This is a genomic window from Amycolatopsis umgeniensis (assembly GCF_014205155.1).
Classification (GTDB): Bacteria; Actinomycetota; Actinomycetes; order Mycobacteriales; family Pseudonocardiaceae; genus Amycolatopsis; species Amycolatopsis umgeniensis.
The window spans coordinates 3,179,229-3,196,006 of the sequence record NZ_JACHMX010000001.1; the positions used below are offsets into that span (position 1 = coordinate 3,179,229).

At 68.0% G+C, this 16,778-nt stretch carries 14 protein-coding genes; 6 read left to right on the forward strand and 8 right to left on the reverse strand.

The genetic code is table 11. The features are described from left to right. Nucleotides 1–39 precede the first annotated feature (39 nt). Nucleotides 40–1,260 carry an acetyl-CoA C-acetyltransferase gene (locus tag HDA45_RS14500; RefSeq protein ID WP_184895543.1) on the forward strand — a complete coding sequence of 407 codons (1,221 nt, stop codon included), beginning with the start codon at nucleotides 40–42 and terminating at the stop codon, nucleotides 1,258–1,260. Nucleotides 1,261–1,607: 347 nt separating this feature from the next. Here HDA45_RS14500 and HDA45_RS14505 read toward each other — a convergent pair whose 3' ends face one another. From HDA45_RS14505 to HDA45_RS14520, 4 genes are all read right to left on the reverse strand, one after another. Next, nucleotides 1,608–3,140 (reverse strand): DHA2 family efflux MFS transporter permease subunit, encoded by a 1,533-nt coding sequence (locus HDA45_RS14505; protein WP_184895545.1) that lies wholly within the window; start codon nucleotides 3,138–3,140, stop codon nucleotides 1,608–1,610. A gap of 235 nt (nucleotides 3,141–3,375) precedes the next feature. After that, nucleotides 3,376–4,644, reverse strand: coding sequence for a YeeE/YedE thiosulfate transporter family protein (locus HDA45_RS14510; RefSeq protein ID WP_184895547.1), 1,269 nt, complete (start codon nucleotides 4,642–4,644; stop codon nucleotides 3,376–3,378). 150 nt (nucleotides 4,645–4,794) lie between these two features. Then, on the reverse strand, nucleotides 4,795–5,307 hold the full coding sequence (locus HDA45_RS14515; protein WP_184895549.1) for an LppU/SCO3897 family protein: 513 nt from the start codon (nucleotides 5,305–5,307) through the stop codon (nucleotides 4,795–4,797). Between the two features lie 72 nt (nucleotides 5,308–5,379). Then, nucleotides 5,380–6,219, reverse strand: coding sequence for a Bax inhibitor-1/YccA family membrane protein (locus HDA45_RS14520; protein WP_184895551.1), 840 nt, complete (start codon nucleotides 6,217–6,219; stop codon nucleotides 5,380–5,382). Nucleotides 6,220–6,533: 314 nt separating this feature from the next. Here HDA45_RS14520 and HDA45_RS14525 point away from each other — a divergent pair, with 314 nt between their 5' ends. The 4 genes from HDA45_RS14525 (at nucleotide 6,534) to HDA45_RS14540 (ending at nucleotide 12,051) form a co-directional block, all read left to right on the forward strand. Beyond that, nucleotides 6,534–8,003, forward strand: a complete 1,470-nt coding sequence (locus HDA45_RS14525; protein WP_184895553.1) for a SpaA isopeptide-forming pilin-related protein — start codon at nucleotides 6,534–6,536, stop codon at nucleotides 8,001–8,003. 12 nt (nucleotides 8,004–8,015) lie between these two features. Then, a complete protein-coding gene (locus tag HDA45_RS14530; protein WP_184895555.1) occupies nucleotides 8,016–8,699 on the forward strand; it encodes a class F sortase in 684 nt (227 codons plus the stop codon). A 99-nt stretch (nucleotides 8,700–8,798) separates the two neighbouring features. Then, nucleotides 8,799–10,790 carry an SDR family oxidoreductase gene (locus HDA45_RS14535; RefSeq protein ID WP_184895557.1) on the forward strand — a complete coding sequence of 664 codons (1,992 nt, stop codon included), beginning with the start codon at nucleotides 8,799–8,801 and terminating at the stop codon, nucleotides 10,788–10,790. A gap of 118 nt (nucleotides 10,791–10,908) precedes the next feature. Then, nucleotides 10,909–12,051, forward strand: a complete 1,143-nt coding sequence (locus tag HDA45_RS14540) for a coiled-coil domain-containing protein (protein ID WP_184895558.1) — start codon at nucleotides 10,909–10,911, stop codon at nucleotides 12,049–12,051. 85 nt (nucleotides 12,052–12,136) lie between these two features. On the opposite strand, the gene HDA45_RS14545 is transcribed toward HDA45_RS14540, so the two are convergent. Further along, nucleotides 12,137–13,462, reverse strand: a complete 1,326-nt coding sequence (locus HDA45_RS14545) for an amidase (protein WP_184895560.1) — start codon at nucleotides 13,460–13,462, stop codon at nucleotides 12,137–12,139. Between the two features lie 28 nt (nucleotides 13,463–13,490). Then, nucleotides 13,491–14,585 (reverse strand): alkene reductase, encoded by a 1,095-nt coding sequence (locus HDA45_RS14550; RefSeq protein ID WP_184895562.1) that lies wholly within the window; start codon nucleotides 14,583–14,585, stop codon nucleotides 13,491–13,493. 66 nt (nucleotides 14,586–14,651) lie between these two features. Between HDA45_RS14550 and HDA45_RS14555 the strand changes: the two genes are divergently transcribed. Next, nucleotides 14,652–15,065, forward strand: coding sequence for a MerR family transcriptional regulator (locus HDA45_RS14555; protein ID WP_184895564.1), 414 nt, complete (start codon nucleotides 14,652–14,654; stop codon nucleotides 15,063–15,065). Nucleotides 15,066–15,079: 14 nt separating this feature from the next. On the opposite strand, the gene HDA45_RS43045 is transcribed toward HDA45_RS14555, so the two are convergent. Both HDA45_RS43045 and HDA45_RS14570 read right to left on the reverse strand, forming a co-directional pair. Then, nucleotides 15,080–16,147: a TIGR03086 family metal-binding protein gene (locus HDA45_RS43045; RefSeq protein WP_343072068.1), complete on the reverse strand. Its 1,068-nt coding sequence runs from the start codon at nucleotides 16,145–16,147 to the stop codon at nucleotides 15,080–15,082. Between the two features lie 17 nt (nucleotides 16,148–16,164). Then, on the reverse strand, nucleotides 16,165–16,527 hold the full coding sequence (locus tag HDA45_RS14570) for a metalloregulator ArsR/SmtB family transcription factor (protein WP_184895566.1): 363 nt from the start codon (nucleotides 16,525–16,527) through the stop codon (nucleotides 16,165–16,167). Between the last annotated feature and the right edge of the window lie 251 nt (nucleotides 16,528–16,778).

The following is a 16,778-nucleotide window of genomic DNA, read 5'->3' on the forward strand; positions in this document are numbered from 1 at the left end:
TAGCGCGTGTCTGGATCGAGAACAAGGGAGTGTCGTTCCATGCCCGAAGCCGTCATCGTCTCCACCGCCCGATCCCCGATCGGCCGCGCCGGCAAGGGATCGCTGGTGAGCATCCGCCCGGACGATCTCACCGCGCAGATGGTCCGCGCCGCGCTCGACAAGGTCCCCGAGCTCGACCCGACGCAGATCGAAGACCTCATGCTGGGCTGTGGTCTCCCCGGTGGCGAGCAGGGCTTCAACATGGGCCGCGCCGTCGCCGTCGAACTCGGCTACGACCACCTTCCCGGCTGCACGATCACGCGATACTGCTCGTCCAGCCTCCAGACCACCCGTATGGCGCTGCACGCGATCAAGGCGGGCGAAGGCGACGTGTTCATCTCCGCGGGCGTCGAGACCGTCTCGCGTTTCGCCAACGGCAGCTCGGACTCCTGGCCGAACACGCACAACCCGCTGTTCGCGGACGCCGAGGCCCGCACCGCGCAGGTGGCGGCCGAGGGTGCCGAGGGCTGGACCGACCCGCGCGAGAACGGGATCCTCCCGGACGTCTACATCGCGATGGGCCAGACCGCCGAGAACCTCGCGCGGCTGAAGAACGTGTCGCGCGAAGAGATGGACGAGTTCGGCGTCCGTTCGCAGAACCTCGCCGAGAAGGCCATCGCGGACGGCTTCTGGGCCAACGACATCACGCCGGTCACCCTGCCGGACGGAACCGTGGTCTCGAAGGACGACGGCCCGCGCGCGGGCGTCACCCTCGAAGGCGTCTCCGGTCTCAAGCCGGTCTTCCGCCCCGACGGCCGGATCACCGCGGGCAACTGCTGCGCGCTCAACGACGGCGCCGCCGCGGTGATCATCATGTCCGACACCAAGGCGAAGGAACTCGGCCTCACACCGCTCGCCCGCGTCGTGTCGACCGGTGTTTCGGGGCTGTCGCCGGAGATCATGGGCTACGGCCCGGTCGAGGCGTCGAAGCGGGCGCTCGAGCGCGCCGGGATGTCGATCGGCGACATCGACCTCGTGGAGATCAACGAGGCGTTCGCCGCCCAGGTCATCCCGTCGTACAAGGACCTCGGGATCGACCTCGACAGGCTGAACGTCAACGGCGGCGCGATCGCCGTCGGCCACCCGTTCGGCATGACCGGCGCGCGGATCACCTCCACGCTGATCAACTCGCTGCGGCACCACGACAAGCAGTTCGGTCTCGAGACCATGTGCGTCGGTGGCGGCCAGGGGATGGCGATGGTCCTGGAGCGCCTCTCCTGACCCCTCGCGGAGGCGCTGCGTCCGACCGGGCCTGAGCCGAGGTTGCGAAAGCCACTTTCGCAACCTTGAACGTTGCGAAAGTGGCTTTCGCAACACGCGCTGCCGTCCAGCCGCGCACCGGGTGACCAAGGTCCGCGAAGGCCTCCTAGTCCGTCTAGGAGGCCTTCGCGATTTTGCTTCGCACGCGACGCACGCTTCGCAGTCCTTCGCGACCCGTCCGGACAGCTCCCGAAACGCGCTAACCTGCACAAAGAGAGCAAGGGACCTTTGCTGTCACTTACTTAGCCATGCTAAGCGAGCGATAGCAAAGGTCCCTTGCTCTCGTTTTCCGGACGGGCCGGGAACCGCTAGTGGGTCATGACCGGCGGAGCCGCCGGGACCTCACCGTCTGCGCCCTCCGGCGTCGCCGGCTTGGTCTTCGGCAGGAACGCCGCCGGGATCAGGCACAGCGCGAGCAGGATCATCGACCACAGGAACGTGGTCGAAAACGCGTCGGCGGTGAGCCCCGAAGCCGCCTCGTGCGTCGCCGGGTTCATCACCGCGGCCGTCGCGGCCAGCTGCCCCTGCGCGGTCGGCACACCGAACTTCCCGGCCAGCAGCGCCGCCAGGATGATCGACAGCACGGCCGCGCCGATCGCGCCCGCGGTCTGCTGCACGATGTTCGTCGCCGTCGACGCTTTCGCCATGTCCTCCGACTTGAGCGTCTGCAACGCGGCCGAGGTGATCGGCATCATCGTCGCGCCCATGCCGAGCCCCATCACGAACAGCGCCGAGAGCAGCAGCCAGTACGGCGTCGTCGCGGAGAGCTGGGTGAAGGCGATCAGGCCGGCGAGCATCAGCACGAGACCGGGCAGCACGATCTTCCGCGCGCCGATCTTGTCCGCGAACCTGCCCGCGATCGGCATGGTCAGCATCGCGCCGAAACCCTGCGGGGCGAGCAGCAGACCGGCGTTCATCGCCGATTCACCCCGCGCCAGCACGAAATACGTAGGCAGGAGCAGCATCGCGCCGAAGAACGCGACGCAGAAGAAGGTCATCGTCACCATGGCGATGGAGAACGACCCGTTCTTGAACAGTTTCAGGTCGAGCAGCGGGTTCGTGACCCGGTTCGCCCGGAACACGAACGCCACCAGCAACCCGATCCCGGCGAGCGCGGGCAGCCAGACCTCCACCGCGCCGACGCCGCCGGCCGACGGGATGTTCGAAACGCCGAAGATCAGCGCCGCCAGACCCGGCGACACCATCAGCATGCCGACGAAGTCGAACCGCTCGCTCGGCTCCGGCCGGTCCTTCGGCAGCACTCGCCAGGCCAGCGCCATGGTGATCAGGCCGATCGGCACGTTGATGTAGAAGATCCAGCGCCAGCTCACCGCGTCGACCAGCCAGCCGCCGAGGATCGGGCCGCCGATCGGGCCGAGCAGCATCGGCACCCCGAGCACGCCCATCACGCGCCCGATCCGGTGCGGTCCGGCGGCCCTGGTCAGGATCGTCATGCCGGCGGGCATCAGCATGCCGCCGCCGAAGCCCTGCAGGACCCGGAAGATGATCAGCGATTCGACGTCCCAGGCCATGCCCGCGAGCATCGAGCCGATCAGGAACAGCCCGATCGCGGTCATGTAGAGCCGCTTGGTGCCGAACCGGTCCGAGGCCCAGCCGGTGACCGGGATGACCGTGGCCAGCGCCAGCATGTACCCGGTCGCGATCCACTGGATGGTGTCGAACGAGGTCTGGAACTCGATGGTCAGTTTCTGGAGCGCGACGTTGACGACCGTCGTGTCGAGAATCGCCATGATCGCGCCGAGAATGACGACGACGGCGACCTTGAGCACGCCCGCGTCGAGTTTGTCGCTGCCCGGCGCCGCCGGGCTTTGCGTTGACATGAAGAATCCGTCCCCTGGTACTCGGTGTATCCCTCGGACGCGACGACCCCCGTCTGCCGCGACTACGGAACTGACGCCCGGCGAACCGCCGGACCTTCCCCAACCGCGCTTGTGCACAAATGCGCAAGCGCGGGTTTGTAGCCGAGGGTAGCCGAACACGGGTTTTACATGCCAACTTTTTCCCCGTATGCGGGCCGAAAGGGCAGACCCGCATACAGGGTGTCACGAAGAGTGATCAGCAGACACTGTCCGCGGGAGCCGGGTTGCCGAGGCCGAACAGCGGCCGCAGCTTGAGCCCGATCCAGGTGCCGCCGAGCGCGAAAACGCCCCACAGCCAGCCGTGCAGGCTGCCGACCGAGATCCCGCCGAGGTAGGCGCCGATGTTGCAGCCGCCCGCCATCCGCGCGCCGACGCCCATCAGGATCCCGCCGAGCACCGCGGCCACGGCGGTGCGCCACGGGATCGAGCTGTGGATCTTCCACGCGCCCGCCGCCGCGGCGGCGACCCCCGCGCCGATCATGATGCCGATGTCGGTGAGGCTGTTCTTGTCCTTCCAGATCGGCCCCGCCAGCGAAGCCGCGTTCGCCTTGATCCGCCAGAACTCCCACGTCTCCGGATGCAGTCCGAACACCTGCAGGATCTTGGCTCCCCACAAGGAGAACGCGCTCGTGACGCCCCAGATCCCGCCGGAGACCAGGAAGACAGCGCCCGCCAGCACCCCGAGCACGACGGCGCCGACGAGGACCGGCCAGGAACCGCGGTAGATCCGGGCGAAGCCGCGCGCGGTCGGCACGACGTCGACGGGCGGCGGGTTGCGGCGCTTCTGCACGAACCGGGTGCCCAGCACGATCGCGGCGAGGACGGCGATGGTGATCGCCCACGAGCCGAACCAGCCGACGTGGTCGGACAGCAGGATCCCCTTGAACTCGGGCCAGCCGGACAGCAGCGGATACGCCCATGTGTAGAGGACCGAACCGGTGATGAACCCGCCGAGGGTCAGCACGATCGTCGACTGACCGGAACCGACCGCGAACAGGGTTCCGGAAGCGCACGCGCCGCCCAGCTGCATCCCGATCGCGAAGACCGTCGCGCCGACGAACAACGCGAGCCCCAGCCCGCCCGCGGTCGGATTCGGCGTGCTGCCGAACAGGCCGGAGCCGGTGCCGACGATCAACGCGATCAAGGTCGCGGCCGTGCCGAGCAGCAGCGTGTGCGCCCGCAGGCCCTGGCCGTTGCCGACCGCGATCAGCTGGCGCCAGGCCGAGGTGAAACCGAAACGGGAGTGGAAGAGCGCGAGGCCGAGCAGCAGACCGAGGATCAGCAGGACACCGAACTTGGCGCCGTGCGCCGCCCAGACGTACCAGGTCAGACCGACCGCGAGAACACCGGCGACCGCCAGCGGCACGATCTTGACCGGCTCCTCCGGTTGCGGGACCGGGGCGGCGCAGGAGGTCGGGAAGTCGAGGAGTTTCTTCTCACCGGCTTGGGTTTCTGTCGTCGCCACCAGGACTCCAGGTCGATCGGCGGGTCGGGGACGAGCAACGTTAGGACCGGTGACCGGCCGATCGCAGCCCGTCCCACACTGTGCGACGAATGGGGGCTCACACGCGGCCGGATGGCGGCGGCGATACCAAAGGTCCCTTGCTCCGCCGGGCTACTTGGTGCTCTTGACGCAGACCGTCGAAAGAGGCGTCGAGTAGCCCTTGAGGTGAGTCGCTTCCGTGTCGTCACAAGTCGCGGCGCCGTCGGTCACCTTCACGACCTCCGCGTCCTTCGCGGGGTCCGAGCAGGGAACCTTCTGATAGGCCACGCTGTCGGCGAGGAAGTTCTCCAGGCAGTCGCCCTGCTTCGCGTTGATCATCATGCAGAGCTTGTACGAGGCGAAGGTCTTGTCGACGACGAGCTGGTCGTACTCGCCCTCCGGGCACGCGGCGCCGGCCTCGGTCTTCGCCCCCGCCTTCGCGTTGGCCTCGGCCGAACCGCAGTCGGCCTTGGCCGGATCCGCGTCCACGTCGCCGAACGTGGTGATCGCGTAGCAGTCGCCCACCCGGACGTCGTCGGTGTTCGAGAGGTATCCGAAGATCCACGACGACGCGCTGAGCAGCACGATCGCGACCGGCACCAGGATGCCCACCCAGAACCACTTGGAACGCCTGTGCTCGGTCATGTCAGAGAGTATTCACCACCACGGAAAAGGGCGCCCCGATCGCTCGGGGCGCCCTTTCGCGGAAAACGCGGGTCAGTCGTTTTGGAAGTACGACAGCAACCGCAGGATCTCGAGGTACAGCCAGACCAGCGTGGTCATCAGGCCGAAGGCGACGTACCAGGACCACTTCGACGGCGTGCCTTCGCGGATCATCCGGTCGGCCTGGTCGAAGTCGAGCAGGAAGCTGAACGCCGCGACACCGATCACCACGAGGCTGAAGATGATCGCGATCGGACCACCGTCACGCAGCGGGTTGAAATTGAAGAAAAGGCTGGTGACGAGGTTGACCAGCATCATGATCGCGACGCCGACCACGGCGCCGATGATCCACTTGGTCAGCTTCGGGGTGACCTTGACGGCACCCGTCTTGTAGACGACCAGCATCGCGATGAAGACACCGGCTGTACCGACGATGGCCTGCAGCGCGATACCGGGGTACAGCGCTTCGAACAGACCGCTGATCGCACCGAGGAAGACACCCTCGACGGCCGAGTACGCCAGCGTGAGCGGGCCGCTCGGCATCTTCTTGAAGATGATCACCAGCGAAATCACGAGGCCGACGATCATCGAGCCGACGAGCGCGCCGATCACGGCACCGGGGATGCCCATGATCTTGCCGGTCGCCGACATCGGGATCTGGCTGATCGCCCAGATCGCGGTGAGCACACCGGTCACCAGCGCCGTGCCGAGACTCAGCGCCGTCTTGATGACGACGTCGTCGACGGTCATCGGACGGTCGTCGGCGCCGGCGGAGGTCTGCGGAGGGCCGTAGCCGGGCACGCCGCCCTGGGGTTGGTTGAAGCCTACGTTGGGTCCGTACTCCGCCGCGCCACGCGGCAGGTTCCGGAACGCCGGGTTGCTACTGGATCGCACCTGATCCTCCTGGATCTACTGGCACCTGCATCGGGTTCAACGACCGCGGGGGCCGCCCGGTTCCCGTCGAAGTAAAGACGACTTTACTCACATTCCCGGCGAGACCCATCCCCCACACCGTATGCGGCGTGGATCACCGACCGCTCACCGATACCCCACCTGATGCCCTATTGCCAAAACCGCTGCTCACAGGACACCCTGCACGTTGCGTGTTCGGATACTCACCGAAGGCGTGTCGGGGAACCTATCGATCGTGTGACCTGCATCGACGTAAATGCGCCGGGGCAGAACGCGGCCAAAGGAGTCAACACACCATGGGGTGGACCACACGCCCGAGCGTGCGTTCGCGCGCCTTGACCAGCCTGATCGCGACGTGCCTGCTCGGCGCCCTGTCCGCCACCGTCGCGGCGACACCGGCCTCCGCCGCCAAGCAGGAAGGCGTCGGCTACGAGGTCACGCCAGGCCAGACGGTCGAGAACAAACCCAGGGCCCGGGATTGGCTCGGTTCCTACGTCGTCGACGGCAAGCACGTGTTCTGTGTCTCCTTCCAGCTGAAGGCGCCGGACACGGACGAGAAGTACAAGCCCGGCGACGAACTCCTCGACAAGTGGGGCGCGAAGCTCCCCGAGGACACCGCGGCCAACATCTCCTACCTGCTGCTGCGCTACGGCGGCACGCAGGACAAGGCCGAGGCGGCGGCGCTCGCGCACCTGCTGCACTCGTGGACGTCGAAGCCGCGTTCCGCCGAAGACCTCAAGCCGAACTTGCCCGCGAACAAGCTCGGTTACGACATCCAGGGCCACCTCGACAAGCTGAAGGCGCAGCACGCCGACGCCGCCACGGCCGTCGAGAAGCTGACCAAGGACGCCGAGGCCAACCGCGGCCCGTGGACCACCGCCATCGCGCCGCCGAAGGAAGACCAGCACATCGGCACCGCCGGCGAGTGGAAGATCAGCGTCAAGAACGCCAAGGGCAAGGGCATCTCCGGGGTTCCGGTGAAGCTCACCCCGTCGAACGCGACCGTCGACGGCGACGAGGGCACCAAGCCCGCGTCGAACTCGACGGCCAAGGCCGAGAAGGCCACCACGGTCAAGACCGGCGAGGACGGCACCGTGACGGTCAAGGTGACGCCGACCGGTGACCAGCCGAAGCTGGCGAGCTCGCTGTCCGCCCCCGCGGACCGGCCGTACGTGCAGTTCCCGGTCGAGACCGGCGTGCAGAAGGTCGTCTCGACGGGCGGCGAGAAGGAACTGAAGGCCCAGGGTGTCGCGGTCGTCTCGAAGCCGGGCAAGGTCCAGGTGACGAAGATCGACGCGAAGACCGGCAAGGGCATCGCCGGCGCCGCGCTGCGGATCACCGCCAAGGACAAGACCGCGGCCGCCGTCGGCCACGACGGCAAACCGCTCAACGGCGCCGACGGCAAACCCGCCGTCGTCACCACCGAAGGCGAGACCGGGACGGTCACCCTGGAGAACCTGCGGACCCCGCAGGAGATCTGCGTGATCGAGGTCAACGCGCCGCCGGGCTACACCAACGCGTTCGATCCGAAGAATCCGCCGTCCGCCTGCGGTGAGGTCAAGCCGGGTGAGACGCTGGCACTCGAGGTCGCCAACACGCCCAACGAGGTTCCGCGCACCATTCCCGCCGGCGACCGGCCGGTGGCGATGATGCAGGGCACCGTCGAGAACTCGGCGTCGACCGCCGGGATCCTCGGCGTCGGCGCGCTCGCGCTGCTCGGTTCGGTGATGGTGGGCGTGGCCGCGCGGCGGTCTTCGCGACGCTAAAGAGGTTCAGGAATGTCAGTACGACGCGGGTTCGCGCTGGGTGCCGTCACGGTCCTGTGCGCGGACCTCGTCGCGGCCCTGATCATCTGGCCGCCGACGACAGTGGTGACGGGGGCGGCTCAGCCCGTCTCCGTCTCCGTCGCGGGCGGCGCCCCGGCCGCGCCCGCGCAGCAGGAAGTCACTCCGCCGCCGGAGATCGGCCCGACGACGCCGCCTCCCGCCCCGCCGCCGTCGAAGGAACCCGAAGCCCCGAAACCGCAGGGCCCCGGCACGATCCGGCTGCCGGCGGGGGGCGCGGCGAAACTCGTGCGCAAGGAACTCGGGCCGGGCGCGGAACTGCCGGTGCCGGAGAACCTCGGCGAGGTCACCTGGTGGGGCGCCGAGCTGAGTTCGAAGACCGGGGCGAGCGTGTTCGCCGGGCACGTGAACTGGAAGGGCGCGACGGGTCCGTTCGCGGAGCTGTGGACTGAACGGATCGGCGGTGCCGTCACCGTGGTCGACAAGGCCGGGAAGTCTTGGCAGTACAAGGTTTCCCAGCTGATCACGCTCAAGAAGAACGAACTGCCGCAACGGGCGGACGAACTGTTCGGCCAGTCCGGTCCCCATCGGGTGGTCCTCGTCACCTGCGGCGGCCGCTGGGTCGGCGGAGAGACCGGCTACGCCGAGAACAGGGTCGTCATCGCCGACCCGGCCTAGTTACCCGTGAGTAACTTCACGGGTGCCGTGGTGGTCAGCGCCGTGGTGATGCAGCAGAATGCCGGTGGACGCGGGCGAACACGGTGAAGGGTGAGGCAGATGGCGACTTTTCTGGTGACCGGGGCGACCGGACTGATCGGGCGCCAGTTCACCCGGCTGCTGCTCACCAGGGAGGACGCCGACAAGGTCGCGCTCGTCGTCCGCGCGTCCTCCCGGGACAAACTCGCGAAACTCGTGAACGCCTGGCCGCATCCGGAACGCGTCACCCTCGTCACCGGTGATCTCGGCGAGCCGCTGCTCGGCGTCGGCCAGGAAGACCGAGAGAAGCTTCGCGGTGTCGATCACGTCGTGCACCTCGCCGCCCTTTACGACCTCACCGCCGACGACGAAGCCAGCATCAAAGCCAACGTCGAAGGCACCACGCAGGTGATCGCGCTCGCCGCCGAGCTGAACGCCGGCTGCCTGCACCACGTGTCCTCGGTCGCCGTCGCCGGTGACCACGAGGGCATGTTCACCGAGGAGATGTTCGACGTCGGCCAGCGGCTCGTCACGCCGTACCACCGCACGAAGTTCGAGGCGGAGCGCCTCGTGCGCGAGCAGCAGGACGTGCCGTGGCGGGTGTACCGGCCCGCGGTCGTGGTCGGGAACTCCGAGACCGGCGAGATGGACAAGATCGACGGCCCGTACTACCTGTTCCCCGCGATCAGCAGGCTGGCCGGACTGCCCGACGTGCCGATCGTCGGCCCCGACCTCGGCGACACCAACGTCGTCCCGGTCGACTACGTCGCCGAGTCGCTGCTCGCTCTGGTCACCACGAAGGGCCTCGACGGACGCGCGTTCCACCTGGTCAACCCGGAACCGCAGCCGGTCGTCTCGGTCTACAACGCCTTCGCGAAGGCCGCGGGCGCGCCGACGATCTCCGTTCAGCTCAACGAGCGCGTGTCCAAGGGCATCGTCAACCTGGTGAAACTGAGCGAGCACATCCCCGGCTTCACGATCGCGCGCGACGCCGTGATGGAGCGGCTCGGCATCCCGCCGGTACTGCTGGACACGATGGCGTTCCCGTCGGTGTTCTCGTCCGCGTCGACCCGCAAGGCGCTCATCGGCTCCGGTGTCGAGGTGCCCCGGATCGAGGATTACGCGCCCACCCTTTGGCGCTACTGGCGTGAGCACCTGGACCCGTTCCGCGCCCGCAAGCACGGCCCTCGCGGCGAGCTGGACGGCCGTCGCGTGGTGATCACGGGCGCGTCGTCGGGCATCGGCAGGGCGACCGCGATCAAGGTCGCGGCGGCGGGCGGGGTACCGCTGCTCGTGGCGCGGCGACAGCACGAACTCGAAGAGGTCCGGGACGAGATCATCGCCGCGGGCGGCACGGCGTCGGTGTACCCGGCCGACCTGACCGACGAGGAGTCGGTGCACAAGGCCGTCGACGCGATGCTCGCCGAGCACGGCCGGATCGACATGCTCGTGAACAACGCCGGCCGGTCGATCCGGCGTTCGATCAAACTGTCGTACGACCGCTTCCACGATTACGAACGCGCGATGGCGATCAACTACTTCGGCGCGGTGCGGCTCATCCTCGCGGTACTGCCGCATATGTCCGAGCGGAAATTCGGGCACATCGTCAACGTGTCGTCGATCGGCGTGCAAGGAATCGCGCCGCGCTTTTCGGCGTATGCGGCGTCGAAGGCCGCTTTGGACTATTTCTCCCGGATCGCCGCGACAGAGACGCACGGCGACGGAATCACCTTCACGACCATCCACATGCCACTCGTGCGCACTCCGATGATCCGGCCGACGAAGATCTATGACGCGTTTCCGACGAAATCCCCGGATCAGGCCGCGGACATGGTGATGAAGGCGCTGAAGGAACGTCCCAAGCACATCGGCACGCCTGCCGGGCAGGCGATCGGGCTCGCCTACACGCTCACGCCGGGGCTCACGGATGCCGTGGCCTACCAAGGATTCCGCGTGTTCCCGGATTCGGCGGCCGCCGGTGGCGGCGGCGGGCTCAAGATCGGGAAGGGCGAGCAGCATCTGTCGCGTGCGGCGATGGCCCTCGCCCGGCTCAGCCGCGGGTTCCATTGGTGACACTGCGCACACGGGTGGCGGCCGTTCAGGTGAGGGAAAGCAGCTGAGAGACGACACACGTCGGTGAATCACCAAGCCTGACAACGGCGACGCCGGGTACGCAGGTACCGTCGTGACCATGGTTCCCGAGCGAGACAACGGCCTGTTGCCCCTGCGGCGCGAGTACACCCAGGCCTGGCATGGCTTCGACCGGAACGAAGTACGCCAGTACCTGGATCATCTCGAAGCCCAGCTGCATCGCGTGATCACCGACCGCGACGCCGCGATCGCCCAGGCGACGTCGGCCACGCGCGAACTCGAAACCGTGCGCCACGAGGTGGCGAAGCTCAACGCCAGGATCGAGGAGCTGAAGAAGCCGCCGGAGCGGCTCGAGGACCTCGATGAGCGGATGCAGCGCACCGTCACGCTCGCCCAGGCGCGGGCCGAAGAGGTCACGAAGCGTGCCGAGGTCGCGGCCGAGAAGCACTGGGCGTCCTCGAGCGAGGCGTCGAAGAAGCTGCGTGAGCGCTACACGCGACTCGTCGCCGAACTGGACAAGCAGGCGGACGCGCTGCACTCCGAGCACGAATCCGCGCTCGCCGAGACGCGGGCCGAGGTCCAGCGGCTGACCGTCGAGGCCGCCCAGCGCCGGGAACTGCTGGACAACGAGGCCGAGCGCAAGCGCCGGAAGATCGAGCGCGAGTTCGAGCAGACGATCACGGCCCAGCGCACGTCGCACGAGAAGCACATCGCCGACCAGCAGACGGCCAGCAAGAACCAGGCCGAACGCCGGATCGCGGAAGCAACCGCGGAGGCCAAACGCCGCGTCGACGAGGCGACGAACGAGGCCAAGCGCCGGCTCGACGAGGCCACGACGACAGCCGCCCAGCGCACGACAGCCGCCCAGCGGAAGGTCGAGCGGCTCGCGGAGATCCGCGAGCAGGCCCGCAAGAGCCTGCTGCAGGCCGACGAGGTCCTCAAGGGCAGCGAGGCGATGCTCGCGGCGCTGCCCGAGGAGTCGGTGATCCCGCACGCTTCGAAGCTCGTCGGCGGCGACAGCAAGGCCGAGGAGACGAAGCCCGCCGCCAAGCCCTCCAAGCCCGCGGAGCGGCCCGCGTCGAAGGCCGCCGCCCCGGCCAAGCCCGCTCAGGCTCCTGCTCCCGCGCCCGCCAAGCCCGCTTCTTCGGCGCCTGCCGCCGCTGCGCCGAAGAACGGACAGAGCGAGCAGAACGGCCCGAAGGCGAACGGGCAGAAGCCGTCGCCCGCCAAAACCGGCTCCTGACCAGCGCGAAGTAGCAAGGGACCTTTGCTATCACTCTCCGGAAGAGAGTGATAGCAAAGGTCCCTTGCTCTCTTTTCGGACGCTGTCAGGACGTGGTGGTGCGGGGCCAGGGGTTGGCCGCTTCGAGCTGAGCGGCGAGGCCGAGGAGGAGCGCTTCCCCGCCGGGCGCGGCGACGAGCTGGACGCAGGCCGGGATACCCGAGGGGTGCACCCCGACCGGCACGGACATCGCCGGATAGCCCGCGAGATTCCACAGACCGGCGAAGCCCGCCACGCGCACGGACGGCAGCACGTTGGCGATCCACCGGCTCTCGTGCCACCTGCGCGCCTTGAGCGGGAGCGTCGCGATCATGGGTGTGACCAGCACATCGTGGTCGGCGAAGAACTCTTCGGCACGCTCCAGCCAGCGCTCGCGGGTGCTTTCCCGGACCCGTTTCGCCGCCAGCCGTCCGAGCCGGACGTGCGTGCGCGTCCGGGGTTGGAGTGCACCGAGATCGAATTCGGCCGCCTGCTCGGCCGGGCCCGCGACCCAGCGCGCGAGGAGGCCACCGATGGCTCCGGCGTTGTACCGGGGCGTTCCGGGCGCGACGGAGTGCCCGGCCGCACGGAAAAGCTCTCCGGCCTGCGTGACGGCCTGCCTGAACGCGCGCGGCAACGGCGCCCTCGTCAGCGGGACTTGAGTCGACAGGGCGATGCGAGATCGCTTCGGCTCGGCGAGGTCTGCCAAACCGGGCTGTTCGGAGAGGACGGACATCAGCACGGCGGCGTCGGCCACGGTGGTCGTCATCGGACCGTGTGTGGACAGGCCGAACCAGCCGTTCTCCCCCGGGACACGGACCACACCCTTACCCGGTTTGAGACCGACGATCCCGCACATCGCGGACGGCAGCCGGATCGAGCCCAAACCGTCCGTGCCGTGCGCGATGGGCACCAGCCCGGCCGCGACCGCCGCGGCACTCCCGCCCGACGAACCGCCCGCGGCGTAGGACGGGTTGCGCGGATTGCGCGCTGTCCCGTCCGGATCGTCGCTCGACGGCCAGATGCACAGCTCCGGCACCCTGGTCAGGCCGACGATCACCGCACCGGCCGCCCGTAGGCGCCGCGCGATCTCACCGTCCTCTGTGGACACCGCCGACGAACCCGCACGCGACCCCCAGGACGCGTACTCGCCCTCGACCGGCGCGACGTCCTTGACCGCGACCGGCACTCCGGCCAAGGGCAGGTCGGCCAGATCCGCGCGTTCGGCGACGGCCGCGGCCTCGGCGAGCGCCTCCTCGGCCCGGACCCGCCGGAACGCGCCGACCACTCCGTCAGCCGCCGCGATCCGGGCCAGCGCCTCACGGGTCACCTGGACCGGATCGAGTTCCTTGGCACGCACAGCCGCCGCGATTTCCACTGCCGTCTTGACCATTCCCGCACTGTAGATCGGGCGGCGAAGATCAGCTGCGCGCCGAACAGGCGAACTTCGCCGAGTCCGGTTCGAAAGGCGGGAAATCGGTATAGCCGTCGAGCCGGGCGCCGTAGTAGACGTCGTGATCCGCCTCGGCAAGTGGGGCACCGAGTGCGAATCGGACAGGCAGGTCCGGGTTCGCGATGAACAGCCTGCCGAAGGCGACCACGTCGGCCAGCCCGGCTTCGATCAAGGACTCACCCTCGGCCCGGGAGGTCGGCTCCCCGGAACGCAGGTTCGCGACGAGCGGCCCCAGCCACAACGGCCGCAGGTGAGACAGTACTTCGCCGTCGGGAGTGTCGATGACGTGCAGGTATGCGAGCTCGTACCGGCGCAGTTCGGTGAGCAGTCGTGAGTAGACCTCCTTCCCATCGTCTTCCACGATGTCGTTCTCCGGGTTGCCCGGCGAGATCCGCAGAGCGACCCTGGCCGCGCCGATCTGCTCGGCCACGGCCGCCACCACCTCGAGCGGGAAAGCGAGCCGAGCGGCGACCGAGCCGCCGTATCGATCTGTTCTTCGGTTGGTGTTGCGGGCGAGGAACTCCTGGATGAGGTATCCATTGGCACCGTGGAGTTCCACGCCGTCGAACCCGGCCTCGACGGCCCGGCGTGCCGCCTTGGCGAAGTCCTGGACGACCTCGCCGATCTCTTCCTCACCAAGCGCACGGGGCTCGACCGTGTCCGTCCAGCCATCGGCCGAGAAGATCCGCCCGGCCTGCCGGACCGCCGAGGGCGCCACCGGCGTCCGGCCGATCACGCCGGGGTGACTGACGCGGCCCGCGTGCCAGAGCTGCGCGTAGATGCGACCGCCTTCGGCGTGCACGGCGTCCGTCACCGCACTCCACGCCTCGGCCTGCCGCTCAGTCGCCAGCCCCGGGATACCGGGACCACTCTTGCCGGCATGAGAGACCCAAACACCTTCGCTCACGATCAAGCCGGCGCTCGCACGTTGCGCGTAGTACTCGGCCGTCAGCGGATGTGGCACGCCGGTCAGGTCGTCGGCACGCCCCCGGGTCATCGGGGCCATCGCGATGCGGTTCGGCAACCGCATCGCGGTACCGCGGAATGCTTCGAGCAACCTCATGAACGCGAAGCTAAACCCTGACACCGGCGTCACGGTCAACCTCGATTTCCCGGCTACTGTGGACTCATGCGGATCGGCGAACTGGCGGAGCGGACCGGGGTGAGCGTCCGTTCGTTGCGGTACTACGAGACGGAAGGCCTGCTGCGTCCCGATCGCCGTGGCAACGGCTACCGGACCTTCATTGAAGACGACATCGCCCGGGTTCTGCAGATCCAGCTCTTCTATTCGGCCGGGTTGTGCAGCGGCAAGATCGCGGAACTCCTTCCCTGTGTTTCCGGCGACGACACGCACTTGGTGCCTTCACCGGAGATGACCGGCGAACTGGAGATCGCCAAGACTCGGATCCAGAACCAGATCTCTTTGCTCACCTCCTCTCTGTCGGTTCTGGAGCGTGTCTTGGCCGCGGCCAAGGGGACCGACACCGCCGAGGTACCGGTTCCTTCCCGGCCCGTCCGGCGACACCGGGGCATCCACGTCTGACCTGTCTGTCCGCCCTAAGCGTTCGAGTCTCGGCCCAGCAGCCCGAGCAGCCTGTCCTGCAAGGGCGCGTCTTCGGGCACCTTCACTTCAGGGCCGAAGACGACGATTCCCGGACCGAAGGCGCCGGGGATTCTCATCTGATCGGGAATCGCCTGCGCTCCGGGCCACATCCGGGCGACCTCCTCCGGGTCGATCGTGTCGTCCTGACCGGTGGCACGGGCCAGGTCCCAGCCGTGGACCACCATGTCGGCGCTGACGACCTGGTCGATGTGCTGTTCGGCGGTCATCTTCCCCGACGGTGTCTCGTGCTCGGTGGCCGCGAGCACGGGATCGGCGAGGACGGCTTCGACATCGGCGCGGGCCGCCCGGAAAGCGCCGAGCGGGTCCTCGAGGAGGGCCGGCGCCTGCCCGAGCTCACGTCCGAGAGGGCGCAGCATCGCGCCGTGCATGTCGACGATGTGCCCGACGACATCCCTGGCGTTCCACTCCGCGCACGGGGATCGGTTCTCCCACTGCCCGGTTTCCACGGCGGCGACCTTGCTCTCGAAAGCTTCGGCCCGGCCGCGATAACGGTCCATGACGGCATTCATCGTGTTCACGCCTTTCGCGGTGACGGCCACGGCCTCGGCCAGCTTGTCGAACCCTTCACCGACGCCCCGCTCCATCCCGGATTCGAGCACGGCGTCCCGGATCCGCTTCGAGCCGTACCTCAGCACCTGGGTCAACGTGGTGACGCCACCTTGTTCGACCAACGTCAGAGTCGCCAAGGCCTGACCTTCCGAGGCGTCGCAGTCCTCGTTCGTCTCGAGGGAGACGAGTCTCTCCGGACGGTCGATCTCCTGGTAGACGCCCTGCAACAGCATCTCCATCCCGCCGTCGTGGCGTAGCCGGTAGCGCCATCTGCCGCCGACCCGCAGGTCGATCTCGCATTCGACGACCTCGCAACCGCGCGGGCCGAACCAGCGGCGTACCAGTTCCGGTTTGGTCCACGCGTCGAACACCAGCGCCCTCGGCGCGTCGAAGGACCTCGTCATGACGATCTCGAGATCGCCGGATTTCGCCACGCTGAGAAGGCGTCCCATCGTGCTGTTCCTTTCCGCTAGTGCGGTGGTCTGTCGGTCTCGTCCCGGTGCTCCGGGTGCCGCAACTCGTCTTCGAGGACGAGGTCCAGTTGCGAGAAGGCCTCGTCCCAGTAGCGGCGATAGCCACCGAGCCATTCGTTCGCGTTCTTCAGCGGCTCGGCCACCAGGCGGCAGGGTCGGCGCTGGGCGTCACGCCCCCGTGCCACCAGTCCCGCACGCTCCAGCACTTTCAGATGCTTGGAGATGGCGGGCTGACTCATCGCGAACGGCTCGGCCAACTCCGTCACCGTGGCTTCACCGTGCGCGAGCCGCGCGAGGATCGCGCGGCGGGTGGGGTCGGCGAGTGCCGCGAAGGTGACATCGAGCAGATCCTGTGCCACGGTCTCCCGCCTTTCTGTTCTCACGAGTTCGAGTTCTCACGATCGGCTCCGTCGGCGCCTGTCGCGACGGTGGATAACCTTGCGGTTCCATAACCATGTGGTAATCTACGGCGGAGCAGATCGAGATGTCAAGTCCGAACACGGGTTGACGAGGAAAAACGCGAAACGGGAAGGGGGTGGGGCCAAGGGTTCGGCCGACGCCGGCACGCACCAAAGGGCACGCGATCGCGTACGAAAGGGCAACTGGGGTT

Excerpts from the sequence above, each read along its gene's own strand:
- HDA45_RS14535 (WP_184895557.1), top strand. The coding sequence starts at position 8,799 with ATGGCGACTTTTCTGGTGACCGGGGCGACCGGACTGATCGGGCGCCAG.
- HDA45_RS14525 (WP_184895553.1), top strand. The coding sequence starts at position 6,534 with ATGGGGTGGACCACACGCCCGAGCGTGCGTTCGCGCGCCTTGACCAGC.
- HDA45_RS14540 (WP_184895558.1), top strand. The coding sequence starts at position 10,909 with ATGGTTCCCGAGCGAGACAACGGCCTGTTGCCCCTGCGGCGCGAGTAC.
- HDA45_RS14500 (WP_184895543.1), top strand. The coding sequence starts at position 40 with ATGCCCGAAGCCGTCATCGTCTCCACCGCCCGATCCCCGATCGGCCGC.
- HDA45_RS14555 (WP_184895564.1), top strand. The coding sequence starts at position 14,652 with ATGCGGATCGGCGAACTGGCGGAGCGGACCGGGGTGAGCGTCCGTTCG.
- HDA45_RS14545 (WP_184895560.1), bottom strand. The coding sequence starts at position 13,462 with ATGGTCAAGACGGCAGTGGAAATCGCGGCGGCTGTGCGTGCCAAGGAA.
- HDA45_RS14505 (WP_184895545.1), bottom strand. The coding sequence starts at position 3,140 with ATGTCAACGCAAAGCCCGGCGGCGCCGGGCAGCGACAAACTCGACGCG.
- HDA45_RS43045 (WP_343072068.1), bottom strand. The coding sequence starts at position 16,147 with ATGGGACGCCTTCTCAGCGTGGCGAAATCCGGCGATCTCGAGATCGTC.
- HDA45_RS14550 (WP_184895562.1), bottom strand. The coding sequence starts at position 14,585 with ATGAGGTTGCTCGAAGCATTCCGCGGTACCGCGATGCGGTTGCCGAAC.
- HDA45_RS14530 (WP_184895555.1), top strand. The coding sequence starts at position 8,016 with ATGTCAGTACGACGCGGGTTCGCGCTGGGTGCCGTCACGGTCCTGTGC.
- HDA45_RS14515 (WP_184895549.1), bottom strand. The coding sequence starts at position 5,307 with ATGACCGAGCACAGGCGTTCCAAGTGGTTCTGGGTGGGCATCCTGGTG.